Source organism: Pilimelia terevasa (assembly GCF_014647915.1).
Lineage (GTDB): Bacteria > Actinomycetota > Actinomycetes > Mycobacteriales > Micromonosporaceae > Pilimelia > Pilimelia terevasa.
On sequence record NZ_BMQC01000006.1, the window covers coordinates 94,138 to 114,544 of the forward strand.

A 20,407-nucleotide genomic window follows, 5' to 3' on the forward strand; every position below is an offset into this window, starting at 1 on the left:
CATCGGTCGCGGCGTGCGGGTGGATCGCCATGTGTGAGCCTTCGTCGGTGTTGCCGGCCGTCAGTCCCGACAGTGTGCCGGCGACGCGGGCGCAGGCCGGTCGGCGGACCCGATTTCGCGCTACCGCGCACAATCGCCCCAGGACGTAACGAGCGGCCGCGCGCCTGCGCAGCGGCCGCCCCGGACGGTCGTCCCTCAGAAGAGGACGGTCGCGAAGGTACCCACGGTGCGGAAGCCGCAGCGTTCGTACGCCCGCCGCGCGACCGTGTTGTACCCGTTGACGTACAGGCTCACGGTGGGCGCGACCCGGTGCAGCGCGTCGGCGACGACCGCGGCCATCGCCGGGGCGGCCAGGCCCTTGCCCCGCCAGGGCGGGGCCACCCAGACCCCCTGGATCTGCGCCGTCCGGGCGGTCACGACGGCCAGTTCGGCCTTGAAGACGACCTCGCCGTCGACGACCCGGGCGTACGCCCGCCGCGCGCGGATCAGCTCCAGCAGCCGGGAGCGGTAGCCGGCGCCGCCGTCGTCGGCCAGCGGCGACATACCGATCTCCTCCTCGTACATGGCCACCGCCGCCGGGAACAGCACGGCGGCCTCGTCCCGGCGGACCAGCCGGACCTCCGGGTCGGGCGCCACGGCCGGCGGCCCGTCCAGCAGCAGCAGCGGCTGGTCGGCGCGGACCTCGCGGGCCGGCCCCCAGGCGGGCGCCAGGTGCTCCCACAGGCCCAGGACGGCGTCCGCCCGGCCGACGACCGAGGCGCAGGTGCGCGGCTGTACCGACAGCAGCTCCCCGAAGGCGCCGACCGCCGCGGCGTCGGCGCAGACGGGGATCAGGTGGGACCCGACCCAGCACAGCGCCTCGGGCCGCGGGCCGCCGTAGCCGAGCAGGCGGCCCTCGGCGCGCCAGCGGTGCCAGCCGCGCTGGGTCAGCCGCTCGGCGACCTGGGCGCCGCCGAGGGGGTCCCGGTCGAGTACCGCGTACGCCTCGGCGCGGTCGCCCGCGCCGAGGGAGCGCACCGGTACCGTCAGCATCCGTCCAGCCTGCCAGAGGCCGGCGGGGGATGCGCCTGGTCCGACAGATCGCGCCGGTCGGCCGGAGTCGCCCGGATCGCCGCGGACCGGCCGGCCGCGCCCGTGGTCAGTGGACCGTGACCCGCGGGCCGGGCACCAGGTCGCGCAGGTCGGCGGGCAGGTCGGCGCCCATGCTGTCGGCCAGCCGCAGCGCCTCCTCGACCAGCGTCTCCACGATCTGCGACTCGGGGACCGTCTTGATCACCTCGCCCTTGACGAAGATCTGGCCCTTGCCGTTGCCGGAGGCCACGCCGAGGTCGGCCTCGCGGGCCTCGCCGGGGCCGTTGACGACGCAGCCCATGACGGCGACCCGCAGCGGCACCGGGAAGCCGTCCAGGGCCGCCGTCACCTGCTCGGCAAGGGTGTAGACGTCGACCTGGGCGCGCCCGCAGGAGGGGCAGGAGACGATCTCCAGACCCCGCTCGCGCAGGCCCAGCGACTCCAGGATCGCCTGGCCGACCTTGACCTCCTCGACCGGCGGCGCCGACAGGGAGACCCGGATGGTGTCGCCGATACCCTCGGCCAGCAGCGCCCCGAAGGCCACCGCGGACTTCACCGTGCCCTGGAACGCCGGCCCGGCCTCGGTGACGCCCAGGTGCAGCGGGTAGTCGCACTGCTCGGCGAGCTGCCGGTACGCGCGGATCATCACGACCGGGTCGTTGTGCTTGACCGAGATCTTGATGTCGTGGAAGCCGTGCTCCTCGAACAGCGAGCACTCCCACAGCGCCGACTCGACCAGTGCCTCGGCGGTGGGCTTGCCGTACTTGTCCAGCAGGCGCCTGTCCAGCGAGCCCGCGTTGACGCCGATGCGGATCGGGGTACCGGCGGCCGCGGCGGCCCGGGCGATCTCGCCGACCTTGTCGTCGAACTTCTTGATGTTGCCCGGGTTCACCCGGACGGCGGCGCAGCCGGCGTCGATCGCCGCGAACACGTACCGCGGCTGGAAGTGGATGTCGGCGATCACCGGGATCGGCGACTTGCGGGCGATCGCCGGCAGCGCCTCCACGTCGTCGGCCGAGGGCACCGCCACCCGGACGATCTGGCAGCCGGCGGTGGCCAACGCGGCGATCTGCTGGAGGGTGGCGTTGATGTCGGCGGTCAGGGTCGTCGTCATCGACTGGACGCTCACCGGCGCGCCGCCGCCGACCGCCACCGGGCCGACCATGATCTTCCGGGTCGCCCGCCGGGGGGCCAGGGCCGGCGGCGGGACAGGGGGGATGCCGAGGTTGACGGCGCTCACGGGGGGAACCACCTTCACTGGTGCCTCAACGGAACATGGTGATCGGGTTGACGATGTCCGCCGCCACGGTCAGCAGCGTGAACGCCCCGAAGATCAGAATGACACCGTAGGTCAAGGGCATGAGCTTGGCGTAGTCGACCCGCCCCGGGTCCCGTCGCCCGATCCGGGCGTACACCACGCTGCGCAGCTTCTCGTACCAGCTAATCGCGATGTGCCCGCCGTCCAGCGGGAGCAGCGGCAGCAGGTTGAACAGGCCGACGAAGAAGTTCAGCGAGATGAACAGGAACAGGAACATCTCCCACGCGTCGTGGGCCACGGCCTCGCCGCCGAGCCGGCTGGCGCCGACCACGCTGATCGGGGTGTCCACGTCGCGCTCGCCGCCGGTCAGGGACGTCCACAGCGCCGGGATCTTCTCCGGGAACCGCTTCATCGCCTCGACGGTCTTGCCCGCCAGGAACCCGGTGAAGTCGCCCGTCGCGCCGACCGCGGCGCCCGGCCCGTACGTGATCATGGTCTTCGTGCCCGGCGGCAGCGTCAGGCCGACCCCCATCGCCGACACGGTGCGGGGGGCGCCCGCGGGGTCCCCGGCCGGCGGGCGCTGGACCGCGGCCAGGTCCACACGCGCGGTCCGCGGCTGCCCGTCGCGCTCGAACGAGATCGTGACCGGCCCCGGCGGGACGGTCCGGGTGGTGGTGAGCAGGTCGCCGAAGGTGCCGACCGGGCGGCCGTCGATCGCGGTGATCCGGTCGTTGTCGCGCAGGCCGGCGGCGCCGGCCGGGCTGGCCGGGTCGCCCGGCTGGCAGGAGCGGGCCGGGTCGTGGGCGACCACGACGCACTCGGAGATCTTCACGTACGCCGGCAGCGCGGCCGGGTCGTCGGGCAGGTCGCGGTTGGGCAGGCCGAGGGTCATCGCCATCGCCCAGGTCGCCACCAGGGCGAGCAGGAAGTGCACCGCCGACCCCGCGGACATGACGACCGTCCGCTTCCAGACCGGGTACCGCCACATCGCGCGGCGCTCGTCGCCCGGCTCGACGTCGTCGTCCTGGGCGGTCATTCCGACGATCTTGACGAAGCCGCCGAGCGGGATGCCCTTGACGCCGTACTCGGTCTCGCCCCGGCGGAACGACCACAGGGTGGGGCCGAAGCCGACGAAGAACCGCGTCACCTTCATCCCGAACATCTTCGCCGTGGCCATGTGTCCGGCTTCGTGCAGGCTCACCGACACCAGGATGAGGAGCGCGAAGGCGAGAATGCCCAGGATCTCTTTCATAGCTCCCTCTACCTACCCGGCGGGACCGATCGCGTCGATGATCTCATTTGCCGGCGATGATCTCGTTGGCCCGGTTCCGGGCCCAGGCCTCGGCGGCGAGGACATCGCCCACGGTACTCGGTTCGGCAAGGTCGGGCGCCTGGCTGAGGGTTCGCTCGATGGTGTCCACGATGCCGAGGAACGGTAGCCGTCCGGCCGTGAAGGCGGCGACGCACTCCTCGTTGGCGGCGTTGTAGATCGCCGGCCGGCAGCGGCCCTCCCGCCCGGCCGCCATCGCCAGCCGCACCGCCGGGAAGGCGGCGTCGTCCAGCGGGGCGAACTCCCAGGTGTGGGCGGCCGTCCAGTCCACCGCCGCGGCGGCGTCGGGCACCCGGTCCGGCCAGCCCAGGGCCAGCGCGATGGGCAGCCGCATGTCCGGCGGGCTGGCCTGGGCCAGCGTCGACCCGTCGGCGAACTCGACCATGGAGTGCACCACCGACTGCGGGTGGACCACGACCGCGATGTCGTCGTACGGGGTGCCGAACAGCTCGTGCGCCTCGATGACCTCCAGCGACTTGTTCACCAGGGTGGCGCTGTTGAGCGTGACGACCGGTCCCATGTCCCAGGTGGGGTGGGCCAGGGCCTGCGCCACCGTCACGTCCGCGAGCGCGGCCCGGCCGCGGCCCCGGAACGGCCCCCCGCTGGCGGTGAGCACCAGCCGGCGGACCTCGGCGGCCCGCCCGCCGCGCAGGCACTGGGCCAGCGCGCTGTGCTCGGAGTCCACCGGCACGATCTGGTCGGGCCGGCGCAGGGCCGCCCGCACGAGCGGGCCGCCCGCCACCAGCGACTCCTTGTTGGCCAGCGCCAGCGTGGCACCCGCGCGCAGGGCGGCCAGGGTCGGCGCCAGGCCGAGGGAGCCGACCACGCCGTTGAGCACCAGGTCGGCGGGCCAGCCGGCCAGCTCGGTCATCGCCGCCGGCCCGGCGACGATCTTCGGTACGGCGAACGCACCCGTTGCGTACCCCCGGCGCGCGGCCTCGGCGTAGAAGGCGAGCTGGAGGTCCTGGGCGGCGCTGGCCCGGGCGACGCCCACCACCTCGACGCCCAGCTCCAGGGCCTGGGCGGCGAGCGCGCCGACGTTGCCGCCGCCGGCGCCGAGCGCGACCACGCGGAACCGGTCGGGGTGGCGGCGGACGATGTCGAGGGCCTGGGTGCCGATGGAGCCGGTCGACCCGAGCAGCACGATCCGGCGCGGCGCATCCTGTGTCACCGCGCCATTCTCGCCGATCGCTCCCGGCGGCACCCCGGCGCCTCGCGCGGTCGGCGCCCGGCAGGCGGGCGGAGCCGGCGGCACCCGCTCAGGACTCGCGGATGCCGTACCGGGCGTAGAAGCGGGCCAGCGGGCCGGGAGCCCACCAGTTGCCGCGGCCGAGCAGCCGCATCGTGGCCGGCACCAGGAGCATCCGCACCAGCGTGGCGTCCAGCACGATCGCGACGATCATGCCGACCCCGACCATTTTGATCATCGTGATGCTGCCGGCCGCGAAGCCGCCCACCACGAGGATCAGCAGCAGCGCCGCCGCCGTAATGATCTTGCCCGTGTGCTGGACGCCGCGGGCCACGGCCAGGGTGTTGTCGCCGGTGGCGTCCCACTCCTCGCGCACGCGCGAGAGCAGGAAGACCTCGTAGTCGGTGGCCAGGCCGAACAGCACGGCGAGCATGATGATCAGGTTCGTCGGGTCCAGGAAGCCGGTCGAGGTGAAGTCGAGCAGGCCGGACAGGTGGCCGTCCTGGAAGCCCCACACCATGACGCCGTACGAGGCGCCGATGGAGATCAGGTTCATCAGCACCGCCTTGAGCGGCAGCAGCAGCGAGCCGAACGCCAGGAACAGCAGCACGTACGTCGCGGCGGCCATCAGCACCGCCATCCAGGGCAGTCGCTCCCGCAGGGCGTCCAGGACGTCGACGTCGTTGGCGGTCCGGCCGCCGACCAGCATGGTCCCCCCGGCCGGCGGGGGCAGGTCGCGCAGGTCGCGGACGAGCCGCTGGGTGTCCCGGTCCGTCGCCTCCCCGGGGTAGCTGACCGCGACCAGCGTCGTGCCGTCCCGGGCCGCCACCACCTGCGCGTCGGTGGCCGGGGGCAGCGCCGCGAGGCGCGTGGCCGTCGCCGCGGCCCCGGCCGGCGGCACGCCGGTCAGCACCACCTGGATCTTGTCCGAGCCGCCGTCGGGGAAGTCGCGGCGCAGCGTGTCGCTGACCGTGCGGGCCTCGGTGCCGACCGGCAGGATCCGCTCGTCGAACCCGCCCCAGGTCATCCGCAGCGTCGGCGCGGCCAGCGCCAGCAGGACCGCGGAGACGCCGACGGCGTACCAGACCGGCCGGCGCATGACGCTGCTGGCGATCCGGGCCCAGGCGCCGGTCGTGGCCAGGCCCGGCGCGGCCGGGGCGGCCCGGCGGCGGCCCAGCGGCAGGCGCAGGGCGTTCACCCGGTGGCCGAGCACGGCGAGCAGGGCGGGCAGGACCGTCAGGGCGCCGAACATGGCGATCAGCACCGCCGACATCCCGCCCAGCCCCATCGAGCGGAGGAAGAACTGCGGGAAGATCAACAGGCTGGCCAGCGCCAGCGCGATCGTGAGCCCGGAGACCATCACGGTCCGGCCGGCGGTGGCCACGGTGCGGGCCACGGCGGCGGGCACGTCCCGGCCGGCGGCGAGTTCGTCGCGGAACCGGCTGACCACGAACAGGGCGTAGTCGACCGCCATGCCGAGCCCGAGCAGCGTGATCACGTTGATCGCAAAGATCGACACGTCGGTGAAGGTGGCGAGCACCCGCACCATGGCGAACGAGCCCAGCACGGCCAGGGTGCCGATGATCAGCGGGGTGGTCGCCGCCACGAGCCCACGGAAGATCAGCAGGAGCATGACCAGCAGTACCGGCGCCGAGAACAGCTCGGCGCGGGTCAGGTCCTGGGTGGAGCGCTCCTTGGTCTGGTACTGGAAGCCGACCAGGCCGCCGACGTCCGTCCGGAGCCCCGGCACGTCCGCGAGCGCCCGGACCCGCGCGTACGCGGCCAGCTTCGCGTCCTCCCCCGGACCGCGGAGCTGCGCCACGACGATGGTGGCGTGTCCGTCCCGGGAGACCAGGCGCGCCGCCGCGGCCGCGGCCGGGCTCCCCGGCGGCGCCTCGACGGCGCTGCGGACCTCCCGCACGTCCGGGTGCGCGCGCAGCCGCGCGGCCGCGGCGGCGACGCCCTGGCGGAACGGCGGCGCGTCCACCGTGGCCGCGGGGTCGCGGTACAGGACCACGAGGTCGCTGCCCTGGTCGCCGAACGTGGCCGTGATCCGCTCCCGCGCCCGGTTGGCCTCGCTGTCGGCGACGAAGAAGCCGCCGCTGGTCAGGTGGTCGAACAGGCCCGCACCCCAGGTGCCGCCCAGCACCGCCACCCCGAGCCCGGCCAGCAGGACCAGCCACCGCAGCCGGACCACGACGCGCCCCCACCAGGCGAACATGACACCCCCACGATCGAAAACCGAGCCGCAGCGCGCGGCGGTACCGCACAGCTAATCAGGCGCGCGACCGCGCGCCGCCGCGACACCCGCCGCGGCCCGGGGCTACGCCTGGCGGTCCGCCCGGATGCGGTGGCCGACGCTGGTCAGGCACCGGCCGGAGGTCAGGTCGAACCGCCACCCGTGTAGCTGACAGGTCAGCACGTCGCCGTCGACCACGCCGAAGCGGGTGAGGTCGGCCTTCAGGTGGGGGCAGCGGCGCTGCACCCGCCAGCCGTCGAGGGTGATGTCCTCCGCGTCGGTGCTGCGCTCGTGCTCGTCGTACCAGCCCTCGGCGTACTGGAGCCGCTCCTCGGACAGACACTTGAAGAAGGAGTAGACGAACTCGTTGTACTGGCCGATCCGGGCCGCCGAGAACCGGGCGGAGAGGAACAGCGAGTTGACCCAGTCCCCCTCGTCGACGTGGATCAGGTGCTCGACGAGCGACCGGCCCGTCCTGAACCGGTACCGCACCTTCTCCCCCGGCTGCGCCGGCCGGACCACCTTGGCGGGGAAATCCACGGCGATCGACTCGACCACCTCGCCGGCCTCGTCGGTGAGGTCGAACCGGACCGGGCCGCCCACGCCCTTCGCCATGTAGATCGACTCCTCCAGCAGCGGCTCGATCCGCTTGCGGAGCGCCGCCAGGACGTCGATCTCGGGGTGCCGCCAGGACGCCTTCTCCGCCTCGATGACCGGCCGCTTGCGGTCGCGCATCTCCTCCAGCACGGCCTTCTTGTCGGCGAAGAACCCCTCGACGGAGGGCACCGGCTGCGTCGTCCCGCAGGTGTCGGCGGTCAGCTCGGTGACCGTGCCGGGCAGCAGCACCACGGCGTTGTCGCCGCCGACCTTGGCGTACTCCCGGACGAAGTCCGCCTGGTCGGGGAAGATGTTGCCCTCGTCGCCGTGGATGTCGTTGAGGTGCCACAGGTCGTCGTCGAGGAAGCAGGGCGGGCCGGCGATCGGGAACACCCACGACGCCTTCAGGTCGTCGATGTACCGCCAGGTCCGGTCGTACTGCCGGTCCTTCTTCTGCTTGCCGAACGCCGTCTTCGCCGCCTGCGGCAGCTCGTAGACCATCGGGTACCAGATCGCGCCCGAGAACTGGAGCAGGTGGGCGTGCACGTGCCCCAGCTCGGCGAACCGGACCAGGTCGGTCGGGCGGGCGTCGTTCTGGTTCAGGACCCGGACGCCGTCGTACTCGACCCACAGCGACGAGTCGCCGATCGGCCCGTCGGTGGGGCTGATCAACGCCTGGATCATGACCTTCAGGCCGCCGTCCAGCTCGTGCACCTCGTCGGAGACCGTGCGCAGGAACCGGGTGAAGCCCAGCTCGCGCAGCTCGTCCTCAAGCTGGCTGGTCGGGTACTGCGGCAGCAGCACCGTGGCCTTCTTGCTGACGTACCGGCGCAGGTGCGCGGCGTCGAAGTGGTCCCGGTGCAGGTGCGAGACGTACAGGTAGTCGACCTGGCCCAGGGTTTCCCAGTCGAGCTGCGCGTTGTCCGGGAACGGGAACCACGAGGCGAAGTACGCGGGATTCACCCACGGGTCGGTCAGGATGCTCCCCGCGGGGGTGTCGATGCGCAGACTGGCGTGCCCGGTTCCGGTGATCCGCACCGTCTGTTCTCCCTCGGCCGTGGCGGGTACTCCGCACGACTATCCCACCCGGCCGCGGCGCCGGCACGGCCGGCCGGGGCGGCGGATCCGGACTGCCGGCGTGTCCCCCGCACGGGCATGGAAGACTTGGCGGCGACCGAACGTACGCGCCCCAGGCGCCCCACCCGCCCGGCGCCCCGCCGCCCGGCGGCAGCGGGGACGGCGCACGAGTGGAAGGGCCGGACGCCCGTGGCTGGCAACGCTCCCGTGACCGCACCGGACCAGCACAAGCCGACCAACCGCAAGTGGCTGCGGATCGGCGCCGTCGTCTCCGCGGCGATCATCGTGCTCATGGCGGCCTTCGGCAACCACGAGGGCCGGGTCGAGAACTACGTCTCGTACGTCATCGCCGGCCTGATGGTCCTCGCCGTCGTCGTCGACGCCGCGATGCACCGCGCCGGCCTGCGCGACTGACACACGCCGACCGCCGACGCGCACCCCGGCGGCACCCGCCCCGTGGGGCGGGTGCCGGGTGCGGCCCGGCAGCGCCCGGCGGGCCGGTCAGAAGCGGCGCAGGATGTCGCCGACCTCGCGCAGCGCCGACTCGACCTCCGCCTCGAAGTAGCCGCCGGGCACCAGGCCGAACCGCGCGCGCTCCAGCTCCCCGGGGCTGGCCGGCATCGGCCCCCGGCCGGCCAGGGCCGAGATGATGCCCTCGAACAGCCGGTCCACCTCGGCCGGGTCGTACCCGCTGCCGAACCGCCGCGGCTGGAACCCCCGGCGCAGCGCGTCGACCCGCTGCGCGGCCGGGGGCAGTCCCCCGCCCGGCGGGCCGGCCGAGGGGGCACCGCCGAATCCGCCGCCCGGCCCCGGACCGCCCGGCCCCGGACCGCCGTAGCCGGGCTCGGGACGGCCGCCGTACCCGCCGCCCGGCGGGGGGTAGCCGGGTTCCGGGCGCCCGCGGCCGTAGCCGCCGGGCTCCTGGGGGTCCTGGCCGTAACCGGGTTCGGCGCGGGGCGGCCGGCCCAGGCCCGGGCCGGCGGGGTCGCGCTCGGCGTAGCCCGGCGGCGGGCCGGCGGGCGGGCGCTCGGGGTAGCCGGACGGGTCGCCGCCGCCGTAGGGCCCCGGGCCGGCGGGCTGGCGCTCGCCGTAGCGCGACGGCGGTGCGTCCCGGTCGCCGTACCCCGGCGGCGGTCCCGCGGGACCGCGGTCGCCGTACCCCGCGGGCGGTCCGGCGGGGCCGCGGTCGCGGTCGCGCTCGACGTAGCCCGGGGGTGGGCCGGCCGGTTCCCGGCCCCGGTCTCCGTAGCCGGGCGGCGGGCCGGCCGGCGCGCGGTCGCCGTAGCCCGGCGGCGGGCCGGTCTGCTCCCGGTCGCGGTACCCGACCGGCGGGCCGGCGGGCTCCGGGCGGGCCGGGCCGCCGTACGGGGCGCCGGGCGGCGGCTCCCCGTAGCGGGGGTCCTCGCGCTCGGGCAGGCGGTGCATCTCGTTGGTCATCTCGGCCTTGCCGTGCCGTCCGAGACCCCGGCCGGGGAACGTCTGGTTGGGCGGGTACCCGGGCTCGTCGCGGTCGCCGTACCCCCGGTCCTCGCCGCCGCGCCCGGCGAAGGCGCCCGGCTCCCGGCCGGCGCCGGGCGGACCGTCGTAGCGGCCGGCGTACGCCTCGCGGTTGCCCTCCCCCGGGCGCGCGGCGGCGGCCGCCCGCTCCGGGTCCCGCCGGGGCTCGCCGCGGCCGGCCGGCCGGCCGAGGTCGGTGTCGCGGGAGACCACGCGCCCGCCGGACTCCTCGCGCTCGGCGAGCTGCCGCTCGACGCGGTCCAGGTGCAGGTCGACCTGCCACTCGTCGTACCCGCCGAACCGGACCCGGAAGACCACGTCGTGGACCTCCTGGGCGGACACCGGGGCGTCGGACTCCGCGCCGGAGAGGGTCGCCTCGACGCGGTCGAGGAAGCCGTCGACCTCGTCGACCTTGTACCCCCGGCGGAGTGCCCGCCGGCGGAACCGCTGCCCCTGACTGGTCACTGTGCCGCCTTTCGTTCACGACCGGTGGTCTCAGCGGCGGCCAGCTGGCCGCAGGCGCCGTCGATCTCCCGGCCGCGGGTGTCGCGGACGGTGGTGGACACACCGGCCGCCCGCAGCCGGCGGACGAACTCCCGCTCGACGTGCGGGGCACTGGCGTCCCACCGGCTCCCCGGGGTGGGGTTGAGCGGGATCAGGTTGACGTGGGCGAGCCGGCCGGCCAGGAGCGCGCCGAGCAGGTCCGCGCGCCACGGCTGATCGTTCACATCCTTGATCATTGCGTACTCGATGGAGACCCGGCGGCCGGTTTGGGCGGCAAAGTCCCAGGCTGCGTCGAGGACCTCGGCGACCGCCCAGCGCTGGTTCACCGGGACCAGCTCGTTGCGCAGTGCGTCGTCCGGGGCGTGCAGCGAGACCGCGAGCGTCACCGCCAGGCCCTCCTGCGCCAGTTTCCGCATCGCCGGCACCAGTCCGACGGTGGACACCGTCAGGTGCCGCTGGGACAGCCCGAGGCCCTCGGGCGCCGGGGCCGTCAGCCGGCGCAGCACCTGGACCAGGCGGGCGTAGTTGGCCAGCGGCTCACCCATCCCCATGAACACCACGCGGGACAGCCGGGCGGGCGCGCCCGACACCGCCCCGCTCGCCGCCACGGCGGCCAGGTGGACGACCTGGTCAACGATCTCCGCAACGGACAGGTTGCGGGTCAGCCCCGCCTGGCCGGTCGCGCAGAACGGACAGGCCATGCCGCAGCCGGCCTGGCTGGACACGCAGGCGGTGACCCGGTCCGCGTACCCCATGAGCACGCTCTCGACCAGCGCCCCGTCGTGCAGCCGCCACACGGTCTTGCGCGTGGCGCCGCCGTCGCAGACCTGCTCCCGCAGCGCGGTCAGCAGCGGCGGGAGCAGCGCGGCGGCGGGGTCGGCACGGAGTGCGGGCGGCAGGTCGGTCATCTCGGCGACATCCCGGACGTACCGCGCGAAGTAGTGCTGGGAGAGCTGGTTCGCCCGGAACCCGGGCAGGCCGCGGGCGGCCACGGCCTCGCGGCGGCCGGGCAGGTCCAGGTCCGCGAGGTGGACCGGCGGCAGGGCCGCCCGCCCGCGCCGGCCGGCGCCGAAGTCGACGACCGGCAGGGCCCGCCGAACCTCCGGGGTCTCCGGGGCTTCGGGGGCGTGCGGGGTCTCGGGGGCCTGCGGGGCGACTCCCGCGCCGTCGGCGGCCGCGCCGGTGGGCTGGCCGGGCACGACGACGCCCCGGCCGTCCGCGGAACCACACGAGCCGGACTCGCGCGCAGGGTCGGACGTACGGGCCGATCCCGACAGGCCCGTCGCGGACAGGGTTGTCGCGGACAGACCCGCCGCGGACAGGGTTGTTGCGGACAGGGTTGTCGCAGGCACGGTTGTCGCGGACAGAGGTTGCGCAGTCATGGTCTCACCAGTCTCGCACGTCCGCCGCGGCGCGGCAGGCGGCGGCCGTCCCGGGCCGGGCGGTCAGCCGGCGACCGGCGCGAGGACGGTCAGCAGCAGGTACGCGGTCGGCACCGCGAAAATGATCGAGTCCAGGCGGTCCATCAGCCCGCCGTGGCCGGGCAGCAGGTTGCTCATGTCCTTGACCTTGAGATCGCGCTTGATCATCGACTCGGCCAGGTCGCCGAACACGGCGACGACCGCGATGAGCACCCCGAAGACGAACCCCCGCCACAGCGCCAGGTCCAGCAGCGCCCAGGCCAGCAGCGCCCCGCCCAGACCGGCGGCCAGCAGCGAGCCCCCGAAGCCCTCCCAGGACTTCTTCGGGCTCACCGTCGGCGCCATCCGCCGCCGCCCGAACCGGACGCCCACCGCGTAGCCGCCGGTGTCGGACAGGACCACCACGGCCAGCGTCAGCAGCACCCGGTGCATCCCGTCCTGCGCGTGGGCCAGCGGCGCGGCGAAGCCGAGCAGGAACGGTACGTAGACGGCGACGAGCGCCGCGGCGGCGACATCCTTCTCGTACCCCTCCGGCCCGTCGCCGAGCCGCCAGATCATCGCCGCGAGCACGGTGACCAGCAGCCCGCCGGCCAGGCCGTCGGAGCCGGCGAGGAAGCCCAGGACCGGGATGACCGCCGCCCCGAGCAGCAGCGGCACCAGCGGCGGCCGCAGCCCGGCGACGCCCAGCGCCCGGACCATCTCCCACACCCCGGCGGCGGCCGCCGCCGCCACGACCAGGGCGAAGGGGAGCGGGTGGCTGAGCGAGCCGAGTACCAGCGCGCCGAGCAGCAGGCCGACGCCGATCGCCGCGGGCAGGTTGCGGCCGGACCCACGGCCCGGGCGCCGCTGCCGGCCGCCCGCCCGGTCGACCTCGGGCGCCGGCTGACCATCTGGCGCGGACCGCGCGCCTGCGGCGGGCTCCGTGCGCGCGGACCGCCGCGTGTCTGAGCCCGACTCGGTGTCTGAGGCCGACTCCGCGTCCCGGGCTGACTCCGCGCCCGGCGCCTGAGCCACGTCGAGGGGGGCGGCGTCACCGTCGGCCCACGGGTCCGGTTCGGCGGCGCGGCGGTGCCGGCGCGGGTACCCCGTCGGCGGGTCCGCGTCGATGGCGCTCGCGGCGTCCGCCGGCCACGCCGGCTCGGCCCGGCCGGCATCCGGCAGCGGATCCGGCCAGTCGTCCGCGGGTCGGACGTCGTCCGGCTCGGCGGCGGCGTGCCGGGCCCGGCGGCGGGAACGCCGACCCCCGACCGCGGAGCCGCCGCCGGGGTCGGTGGGGTCGGCGAACATCAGGTCACACCTCTAGCAGTTCGGCTTCCTTGTGCTTGATCAGCTCGTCGATGGTGGCGACGTACCGCTGGGTCAGGTCGTCCAGCTCCTTCTCCGCCCGCCGGCCGTCGTCCTCGCCCGCCTCGCCGTCCTTGACGATCCGGTCGAGCTCCTCCTTGGCCTTGCGGCGGATGTTGCGGACGGAGACCTTGGCGTCCTCGCCCTTGTGCTTGACGACCTTGGTCATCTCGCGGCGCCGCTCCTCCGTCATCGGAGGGAGGTTGATCCGGAGCTGGCTGCCCTCGTTGTTCGGGTTCACGCCGAGGTCGGAGTCGCGGATCGCGCGCTCCATCGCCGCGAGCTGACTGGCGTCGTACGGCTTGATGAGCACCATCCGCGGCTCGGGGATGCCCACCGAGGCCATCTGCGGCAGCGGGGTGGGGGCGCCGTAGTAGTCAATCATGATCTTGGAGAACATGGCAGGCGTGGCACGGCCGGTGCGGACCGAGGCGAAGTCCTCCTTGGCGAAGTCCACGGCGCGGTCCATCTTCTCCTCGGCTTCGAGCAGCGTCTCGTCGATCACAGCTCGTCTCGCCTCCTTCTACCAGTCGGGGGATGCGCGGGTCCGTGGCCTCAGGCCGCGGTGATCAGGGTGCCGATCTGCTCGCCACGCAGGGCGCGGACGATAGTGTCCTCGCCCTCGGCGCCGAAGACCAGCATGGGCAGGCCGTTGTCCATGCAGAGACTGAACGCGGCGGCGTCCGCGACCCGCAGTTCCCGCCGCAGGGCCTCACCGAAGGTGACGGCGTCGAGCTTACGGGCCGTCGGGTCGGTCCTGGGGTCGGCGGTGTACACGCCGTCGACGCCGTTCTTGCTCATCAGCACGATGTCGGCGTGGATCTCCAGAGCGCGCTGGGCGGCGACGGTGTCGGTGGAGAAGTACGGCATCCCGGCGCCGGCACCGAAGATCACCACGCGGCCCTTCTCCAGGTGCCGGATCGCCCGCCGCGGGATGTACGGCTCGGCGACCTGCGCCATGTGGATCGCCGACTGGACCCGCGTCTCGATGCCCTCCTTCTCCAGGAAGTCCTGGAGGGCCAGGCAGTTCATGACGGTGCCGAGCATCCCCATGTAGTCGGCGCGGGCGCGGTCCATGCCGCGCTTCTGGAGTTCGGCGCCGCGGAAGAAGTTGCCGCCGCCGATCACCGCCGACACCTGGATGCCGGTGCGGGCCACGAGGGCGATCTGGCGGGCGATGGCCTGCGCGACGTCGGGGTCCACACCCACCCGGCCGCCGCCGAACACCTCGCCGGACAACTTCAGGACCACGCGGCGCGCGGGGCTGCGCCGCTGCGCCACCCGCCTCGCCGCGGGGGCCGTCTCCTCCGCCGTCACCGCCATCTGACCTGCCTTTCCTGTCTACCCCGCGCCGTCGGCCCGCCGCGCGGCGCCGGGGCGCCCCGGAGGACCATATGTGACGAGAGGGCCGCGGCGCCCATCCGGTACACCCGCGACCCCCGCCCCACCTCGAACGTGTGACCCGAGGACCGGGTCAGGCCTGGCCGACCTCGAAGCGCAGGAAGTTGGTGACCTCGATGCCGGCGTCGGCCAGCACCTGCTTCACCGACTTCTTCTGGTCGGCGACCGACGCCTGCTCCAGCAGGACGAAGTCCTTGAAGAAGGAGTTGGTGCGACCCTCGACGATCTTCGAGAGCGCGGCCTCGGGCTTGCCCTCCTCGCGGGCGGTCTGCTCGGCGATCCGCCGCTCCGACTCGACGACCTCGGCCGGGACGTCCTCGCGCCGCAGGTACCGCGGGCGCATCGCGGCGATCTGCATCGCCGTCGCGCGGGCGTCGGCGTCACCGGCCTCGTCGGTCCTGCCGGCGTACTCCACCAGCACGCCGACGGTCGGCGGCAGGTCCTGGCTCTTGCGGTGCATGTACACGGCGACCGTGCCGTCGAGCCGGCCGAACCGGTTCACCACCAGCTTCTCGCCGATCTTCGCCGAGAGCGCCTGCACGGCGTCGGCGACGGTACCGCCCTCGAACGGCGCGGCGAGCAGGCTCTCCGCGTCGGTGGCCTTGCTCTCGACGCCCTGGGCGACGAGGCGGTCGGCGAGCGCGATGAACTCGTCGTTCTTCGCGACGAAGTCGGTCTCGCAGTTCAGTTCGAGCAGCGCGCCGCCCGAGTGGGCGACCAGGCCGTTCGCCGCGGTGCGGCCGGCCCGCTTGCCGACGTCCTTGGCACCCTTGATCCGCAGGATCTCGACGGCCTTCTCGACGTCGCCCGCGGCCTCGTCCAGCGCCTTCTTGCAGTCCATCATCCCGGCGCCGGTCAGCTCGCGGAGCTTCTTGACGTCCGCGGCGGTGAAGTTAGCCATGACTCTCTTCTCAGGTTTGTCAGACTTCTGGGTCAGGTCGGTGGTGACCGGTGGGCGGCGACCCGCGCCGCCCACCGGCGACACTCATTCGGCGCTGGCGCTGGCCGTGGCCGGCTCGGCGACCGCGGCGGCGGGCGCCTCGGTCGCGGCGGGGGCCTCCGTCGCGGCGGGGGCCTCCGTCGCGGCGGGGGCCTCCGTCGCGGCGGGGGCCTCCGTCGCGGCGGCCTCGGCGGTCTTCTCCAGCAGGTCGCGCTCCCACTCGGGCAGCGGCTCCTCGGCGCCGGCCTCGGGCTTCTCCTGGCCGCCGCGGCCGCCCTTGCCGGAGCGCGCGATCAGACCGTCGGCCACGGCGGCGGCGACGACCCTGGTCAGCAGCTCGGCGGAGCGGATCGCGTCGTCGTTGCCCGGGATCGGGAAGTCGACCTCGTCGGGGTCGCAGTTGGTGTCGAGTACCGCGATGACCGGGATGTTCAGCTTCCGCGCCTCGTCGACGGCGATGTGCTCCTTCTTCGTGTCGACGACCCACACGGCGGAGGGGGTGCGCTGCATGTCCCGCAGGCCGCCGAGCGTGCGGCTCAGCTTGATCTTCTCGCGGGAGAGCTGGAGCGTCTCCTTCTTGGTGTAGCCGGCGGCGGTGCCGGAGAGGTCGCCGAGGGCCTCCAGCTCCTTCATCCGCTGGAGCCGCTTGTAGACCGTCTGGAAGTTGGTGAGCATCCCGCCGAGCCAGCGGTGGTTGACGTAGGGCATGCCGACGCGCGCGGCCTGCTCGGCGATCGCCTCCTGCGCCTGCTTCTTCGTACCGACGAACAGGATGGTCCCGCCGTCGGCGACGGTGTTGCGGATGAACGCGTACGCCTTCTCGATGTACTCCAACGTCTGGCGCAGGTCGATGATGTAGATGCCATTACGCTCCGTGAAGATGAAGCGCTTCATCTTCGGGTTCCAGCGCCGGGTCTGGTGCCCGAAGTGCACACCGCTCTCCAGTAGCTGACGCATGGTCACGACGGCCATGGGGTAACTCCTCGAATCCCTGGTTGTACGGGACCGGTCGGCCCCGCCCTGGCGCCTGGTCGTCAGCCGTCGCGGGCCGCGCGTGCGCGGACCAGGGAGGCCGCCGCCACCGTCGCCGAGCAACGGGGAAGGCGCGCGAATTGCGTCGGGACGGTCGATTCGTACGACTCCGGCAGGCCGTGCCCGGCCGGTGACGCGGCGGAACGCCGCTCCGACGGGCGACCATCCATGGACGGTCGCCAGTAGGCCAGTGTACGCGCCGCCGCCGGTGCGTCACGCCGGGGCCGACCCCCGACCGGGCGCCCTCCCCCACCGGCACCTACCAGATTCGACGGGCCACCGGCGCCCCGTCCACAACGCCCGGCCTGTCCACAGGAGCGCCGCCCGTCCGGTTGCCCGGCGGGTTCACCCGCCGCGAGGGTTCCCGGCATGACGAAGGCGAGCACCCGGGCGCTGGGCGCCACCGGCGAGGCCATGGCGGCCGCGTACCTGACCCGTGCCGGCATGACCATCCTCGACCGGAACTGGCGCTGTCCCGCGGGCGAGATCGACCTGGTCGCCCGGGACGGCCCGGCGGTGGCCTTCGTCGAGGTGAAGACCCGCCGCGGTACCGGCTACGGCACCCCCGCGGCCGCCGTGGACCCCCGCAAGGCCGCCCGGCTCCGCCGGCTCGGCGCCCGCTGGCTGGCGGCGACGGCGCTGCGCCCTCCCGTGGTCCGCTTCGATGTCGTGGCGATCACCGTCGCCGGCGACGGCACCGCGCGGATCGACCACCGGCCCGGGGCGTTCTGAGGTGGGGTACGCGCGCGCCCTGGGCGCCGGAGTGGTCGGTGTCGCCGGGTGCCCGGTGGAGATCGAGGCGGACATCGCCAACGGCCTGCCGACCATGCGCATGTCCGGGCTGCCGGACGCGGCACTCCACGAGGCCGGCGACCGCATCCGCGCCGCCATCACCAACTCCCGCCTTCCGTGGCCGGACCGCCGCCTCACCGTCAACCTGCTGCCCGCCGCGCAGCCCAAGCACGGCTCCGGCTTCGACCTGCCCGTGGCCTGCGCGGTCCTGGCCGCCGGGGGCGCCGTACCCGCCGCGGCGCTGGCCACCCGGGCCCTCATCGGCGAACTGGGGCTCGACGGCCGGGTCCGGCCCGTCCGCGGCGTCCTGCCGATGGCCGTCGCGCTCGCCGCGACCGGCGTCACCGAGGTCGTCGTGCCGAGCGGCAACGCCGGCGAGGCCACCCTCGTCCCCGGCCTGGCGATCCACCCGGCCGACGACCTGGCGGCGGTGGTCGGCCACCTGCGGGGCACCCGCCCGCTCGCCCGGACCGCCGTACCGGCGCCCGCCCCGGCGCCGCACCGCCTCGACCTGGCCGAGGTGGCCGGGCAGGAGTTGGGCCGGCGCGCGCTGGAGGTCGCCGCGGCGGGCGGGCACCACCTGGCGCTGCTCGGGCCGCCGGGTGCCGGCAAGACGATGCTCGCCGAGCGCCTGCCGACGGTCCTGCCGCCCCTGGACGACGCCGCCGCGCTGGAGGTCACCGCCCTGCACTCCCTGGCCGGGGTGCTCGGCGAGGGCGCACTCGTCCGGCACCCGCCCTTCCAGGCGCCGCACCACACCAGCACGCTGCCCGCGCTCGTCGGCGGCGGCAGCGGCATGGCGCGGCCCGGCGCGCTGTCGCTGGCCCACCGCGGCGTGCTGTTCCTGGACGAGGCGCCGGAGTTCTCCGGGCGGGCGCTGGAGGCCCTGCGCCAGCCGCTGGAGACGGGCCGGATCCGCGTCCGCCGGGCCGGCGGCGGCACCGACTACCCGGCCCGCGTACAGCTCGTGGTGGCCGCCAACCCGTGCCCGTGCGCCCAGGTCGCCGCCGACGGGCTGTGCCCGTGCACCTCGATCGCCAAGCGCCGTTACACCGGCCGGCTCTCGGGTGCGCTGCGCGACCGGATCGACATCCAGCTCGCGCTGCTGCCGGTCCGGGCGGCCGACCTCACCGCTTCCGCCGGGAGCGAAGGGTCGGCGGCGGTGGCCGCCCGGGTGGCCGCGGCCCGCGCGGTCGCCGCGCGCCGGTGGGCGCCGCTGGGCTGCGCCACCAATGCCGAGGTCAGCGGCGCCGTGCTGCGGCACCCGCCGTACGCGCTGCGCCCGGCCGACACCCGCCAGCTACGCGACCGCCTCGACCGCGGGGTGCTCACCGCGCGCGGATACGACCGGGCGCTGCGCCTCGCCTGGACCGTGGCCGACCTCGACGGGCGCGACCGGCCCGCCGCCGACGACATCGCCGAGGCCCTCGCCCTCCGAACTGGAGCCCTGACATGACCCGCGCCCCTCGCCCCGATACACCCCCGACGCGGTGTTCCGTGGCGTCGGGGACCCAGCCGGCAGGCCGGCCGGCACCGGCGGCCGGTGGCGACCCCGCCGCCGATCTGCGGGCGCGGATCGTGCTCAGTTGGCTGGTCGAGCCCGGCCACCGGATCATCCACTCCCTCGTCGAGCGGTACAGCGCCACCGCGGTCCTCGATTTCGCGCGGGCGGGCGACCTGCCCGAACCCCGGCTGCGCGAATCCGTCGCGGCCCGGCTGCGCGCCGCCGACCCGGACCGGGTGGCCGACGCGGCGCTCGCCGGCGCGGCGCGCCTGGGCGCGGACGTCCTGACCCCCGGTGACGACGCGTGGCCCGCGGCCCTGGACGACCTGCGGCACCTGGAGTCGACGGCGCGGGACGGCAACACCCGCCCGCCGCTGCTGCTGTGGGTGCGCGGCGAGGCCCCGCGGACGCTGCTGGGCGGCGCGGGCGTCGCCGTCGTGGGCGCGCGCGCCTGCTCGCCGTACGGGAGCCACGTCGCCACCGACCTCGGGTACGGGCTCGCCGAACGGGGCTGGACGGTCGTCTCGGGCGGGGCGTTCGGCATCGACGCGGCAGCCCACCGCGGCGCACTCACCGCCGGTGGCGCCACGGTCGCCGTGCTGGCCTGCGGGGTGGACCGGCCCTACCCTTCAGGCAACGCGTCCCTGTTCGAGCGGATCCTCGCCACCGGCCTTCTGGTCAGCGAGTGGCCGCCGGGCGCCGCACCCCACAGACACCGCTTTTTAGTACGCAACCGGGTGATCGCGGCGCTCGCCGCCGGGACCGTGGTGGTGGAGGCGTCCCCGCGCAGCGGCGCGCTCGCCACCCTCCGCCGGGCGGCGGCGCTGGGCCGGGTCGCGATGGCGGTCCCCGGACCGGTCACGGCGGCGACCTCGACCGGATGCCACCTCGCGCTGCGGGAGGAGCCCGGCGCCCGCCTCGTGGCGCGGGCGGCGGACGTGATCGAGGAGGTCGGCCGGTGGGGAGCGGACCTGGCGCCGCTGCCCCGCGGCCGGGAGACGGTGCTCGACCGGCTCCCGCCGGACGCGGCCGCCGTGCTGGAGGTCGTGCCGCCGTCCCGGCCGGCCGCCGCGGATGCGGTGAGCGGCGCGGCCGGTCTGCCGGTGCGGACCGTCCTGCGGGTGCTGCCGCTGCTGGTCGACCTCGACCTGGTCCGTGCCGTGGACGGCGGCTACGTCCTCGGCCCGCGCCGCCCCTGACGTGCTGGGGCG

Annotated in this window: 17 protein-coding genes; 4 read left to right on the plus strand and 13 right to left on the minus strand. The window is 74.8% G+C overall.

The features are described 5' to 3' along the window. Positions 1–195: 195 nt before the first annotated feature. The 6 genes from IEY75_RS10210 to IEY75_RS10235 form a co-directional block, all read right to left on the minus strand. Positions 196–1,032 (minus strand): GNAT family N-acetyltransferase, encoded by an 837-nt coding sequence (locus IEY75_RS10210; RefSeq protein WP_189114030.1) that lies wholly within the window; start codon positions 1,030–1,032, stop codon positions 196–198. Positions 1,033–1,138: 106 nt separating this feature from the next. Then, positions 1,139–2,311 carry a flavodoxin-dependent (E)-4-hydroxy-3-methylbut-2-enyl-diphosphate synthase gene (gene ispG / locus IEY75_RS10215; RefSeq protein ID WP_189114031.1) on the minus strand — a complete coding sequence of 391 codons (1,173 nt, stop codon included), beginning with the start codon at positions 2,309–2,311 and terminating at the stop codon, positions 1,139–1,141. Positions 2,312–2,336: 25 nt separating this feature from the next. Next, positions 2,337–3,581 carry a M50 family metallopeptidase gene (locus IEY75_RS10220; RefSeq protein ID WP_189114032.1) on the minus strand — a complete coding sequence of 415 codons (1,245 nt, stop codon included), beginning with the start codon at positions 3,579–3,581 and terminating at the stop codon, positions 2,337–2,339. Between the two features lie 43 nt (positions 3,582–3,624). Next, complete coding sequence (dxr, locus tag IEY75_RS10225; protein ID WP_229789553.1) at positions 3,625–4,803, minus strand: 1-deoxy-D-xylulose-5-phosphate reductoisomerase; 1,179 nt, start codon at positions 4,801–4,803, stop codon at positions 3,625–3,627. Between the two features lie 115 nt (positions 4,804–4,918). Further along, the gene (locus IEY75_RS10230; RefSeq protein WP_189114034.1) at positions 4,919–7,069 is read right to left on the minus strand and encodes an MMPL family transporter; all 2,151 of its coding nucleotides are present in this window, start codon (positions 7,067–7,069) and stop codon (positions 4,919–4,921) included. Between the two features lie 102 nt (positions 7,070–7,171). Beyond that, entirely contained in the window at positions 7,172–8,722 is a 1,551-nt protein-coding gene (locus IEY75_RS10235; RefSeq protein WP_189114035.1) for a Rieske 2Fe-2S domain-containing protein, read from the minus strand. Positions 8,723–8,968: 246 nt separating this feature from the next. Between IEY75_RS10235 and IEY75_RS10240 the strand changes: the two genes are divergently transcribed. Next, positions 8,969–9,175, plus strand: a complete 207-nt coding sequence (locus tag IEY75_RS10240; RefSeq protein ID WP_229789512.1) for a DUF2631 domain-containing protein — start codon at positions 8,969–8,971, stop codon at positions 9,173–9,175. 87 nt (positions 9,176–9,262) lie between these two features. On the opposite strand, the gene IEY75_RS10245 is transcribed toward IEY75_RS10240, so the two are convergent. The 7 genes from IEY75_RS10245 to rpsB form a co-directional block, all read right to left on the minus strand. Beyond that, positions 9,263–10,723 (minus strand): DivIVA domain-containing protein, encoded by a 1,461-nt coding sequence (locus tag IEY75_RS10245; RefSeq protein WP_189114037.1) that lies wholly within the window; start codon positions 10,721–10,723, stop codon positions 9,263–9,265. Beyond that, positions 10,720–11,850, minus strand: a complete 1,131-nt coding sequence (gene rlmN, locus IEY75_RS10250) for a dual-specificity RNA methyltransferase RlmN (RefSeq protein ID WP_189114210.1) — start codon at positions 11,848–11,850, stop codon at positions 10,720–10,722. The genes IEY75_RS10245 and rlmN overlap by 4 nt, the downstream gene beginning before the upstream one ends. A 357-nt stretch (positions 11,851–12,207) precedes the next feature. Continuing rightward, positions 12,208–13,470 (minus strand): phosphatidate cytidylyltransferase, encoded by a 1,263-nt coding sequence (locus IEY75_RS10255; protein WP_189114038.1) that lies wholly within the window; start codon positions 13,468–13,470, stop codon positions 12,208–12,210. 4 nt (positions 13,471–13,474) lie between these two features. Next, entirely contained in the window at positions 13,475–14,032 is a 558-nt protein-coding gene (gene frr, locus IEY75_RS10260; RefSeq protein ID WP_189114039.1) for a ribosome recycling factor, read from the minus strand. Between the two features lie 50 nt (positions 14,033–14,082). Continuing rightward, positions 14,083–14,778: a UMP kinase gene (gene pyrH, locus IEY75_RS10265; protein ID WP_229789555.1), complete on the minus strand. Its 696-nt coding sequence runs from the start codon at positions 14,776–14,778 to the stop codon at positions 14,083–14,085. 223 nt (positions 14,779–15,001) lie between these two features. Continuing rightward, positions 15,002–15,829, minus strand: coding sequence for a translation elongation factor Ts (gene tsf / locus IEY75_RS10270; protein ID WP_189114041.1), 828 nt, complete (start codon positions 15,827–15,829; stop codon positions 15,002–15,004). 84 nt (positions 15,830–15,913) lie between these two features. Beyond that, a complete protein-coding gene (gene rpsB / locus IEY75_RS10275) occupies positions 15,914–16,840 on the minus strand; it encodes a 30S ribosomal protein S2 (protein ID WP_189114042.1) in 927 nt (308 codons plus the stop codon). A 429-nt stretch (positions 16,841–17,269) separates the two neighbouring features. Here rpsB and IEY75_RS10280 point away from each other — a divergent pair, with 429 nt between their 5' ends. Genes IEY75_RS10280 through dprA form a run of 3 tightly spaced genes read left to right on the plus strand, consistent with a single transcriptional unit; the run spans position 17,270 to position 20,395 of the window. Beyond that, positions 17,270–17,632, plus strand: a complete 363-nt coding sequence (locus IEY75_RS10280) for a YraN family protein (protein ID WP_189114043.1) — start codon at positions 17,270–17,272, stop codon at positions 17,630–17,632. A gap of 1 nt (position 17,633) precedes the next feature. Continuing rightward, a complete protein-coding gene (locus tag IEY75_RS10285) occupies positions 17,634–19,148 on the plus strand; it encodes a YifB family Mg chelatase-like AAA ATPase (RefSeq protein ID WP_229789516.1) in 1,515 nt (504 codons plus the stop codon). Between the two features lie 41 nt (positions 19,149–19,189). Next, positions 19,190–20,395 carry a DNA-processing protein DprA gene (dprA, locus tag IEY75_RS10290; protein WP_229789517.1) on the plus strand — a complete coding sequence of 402 codons (1,206 nt, stop codon included), beginning with the start codon at positions 19,190–19,192 and terminating at the stop codon, positions 20,393–20,395. The last annotated feature ends 12 nt before the right edge of the window (positions 20,396–20,407 follow it).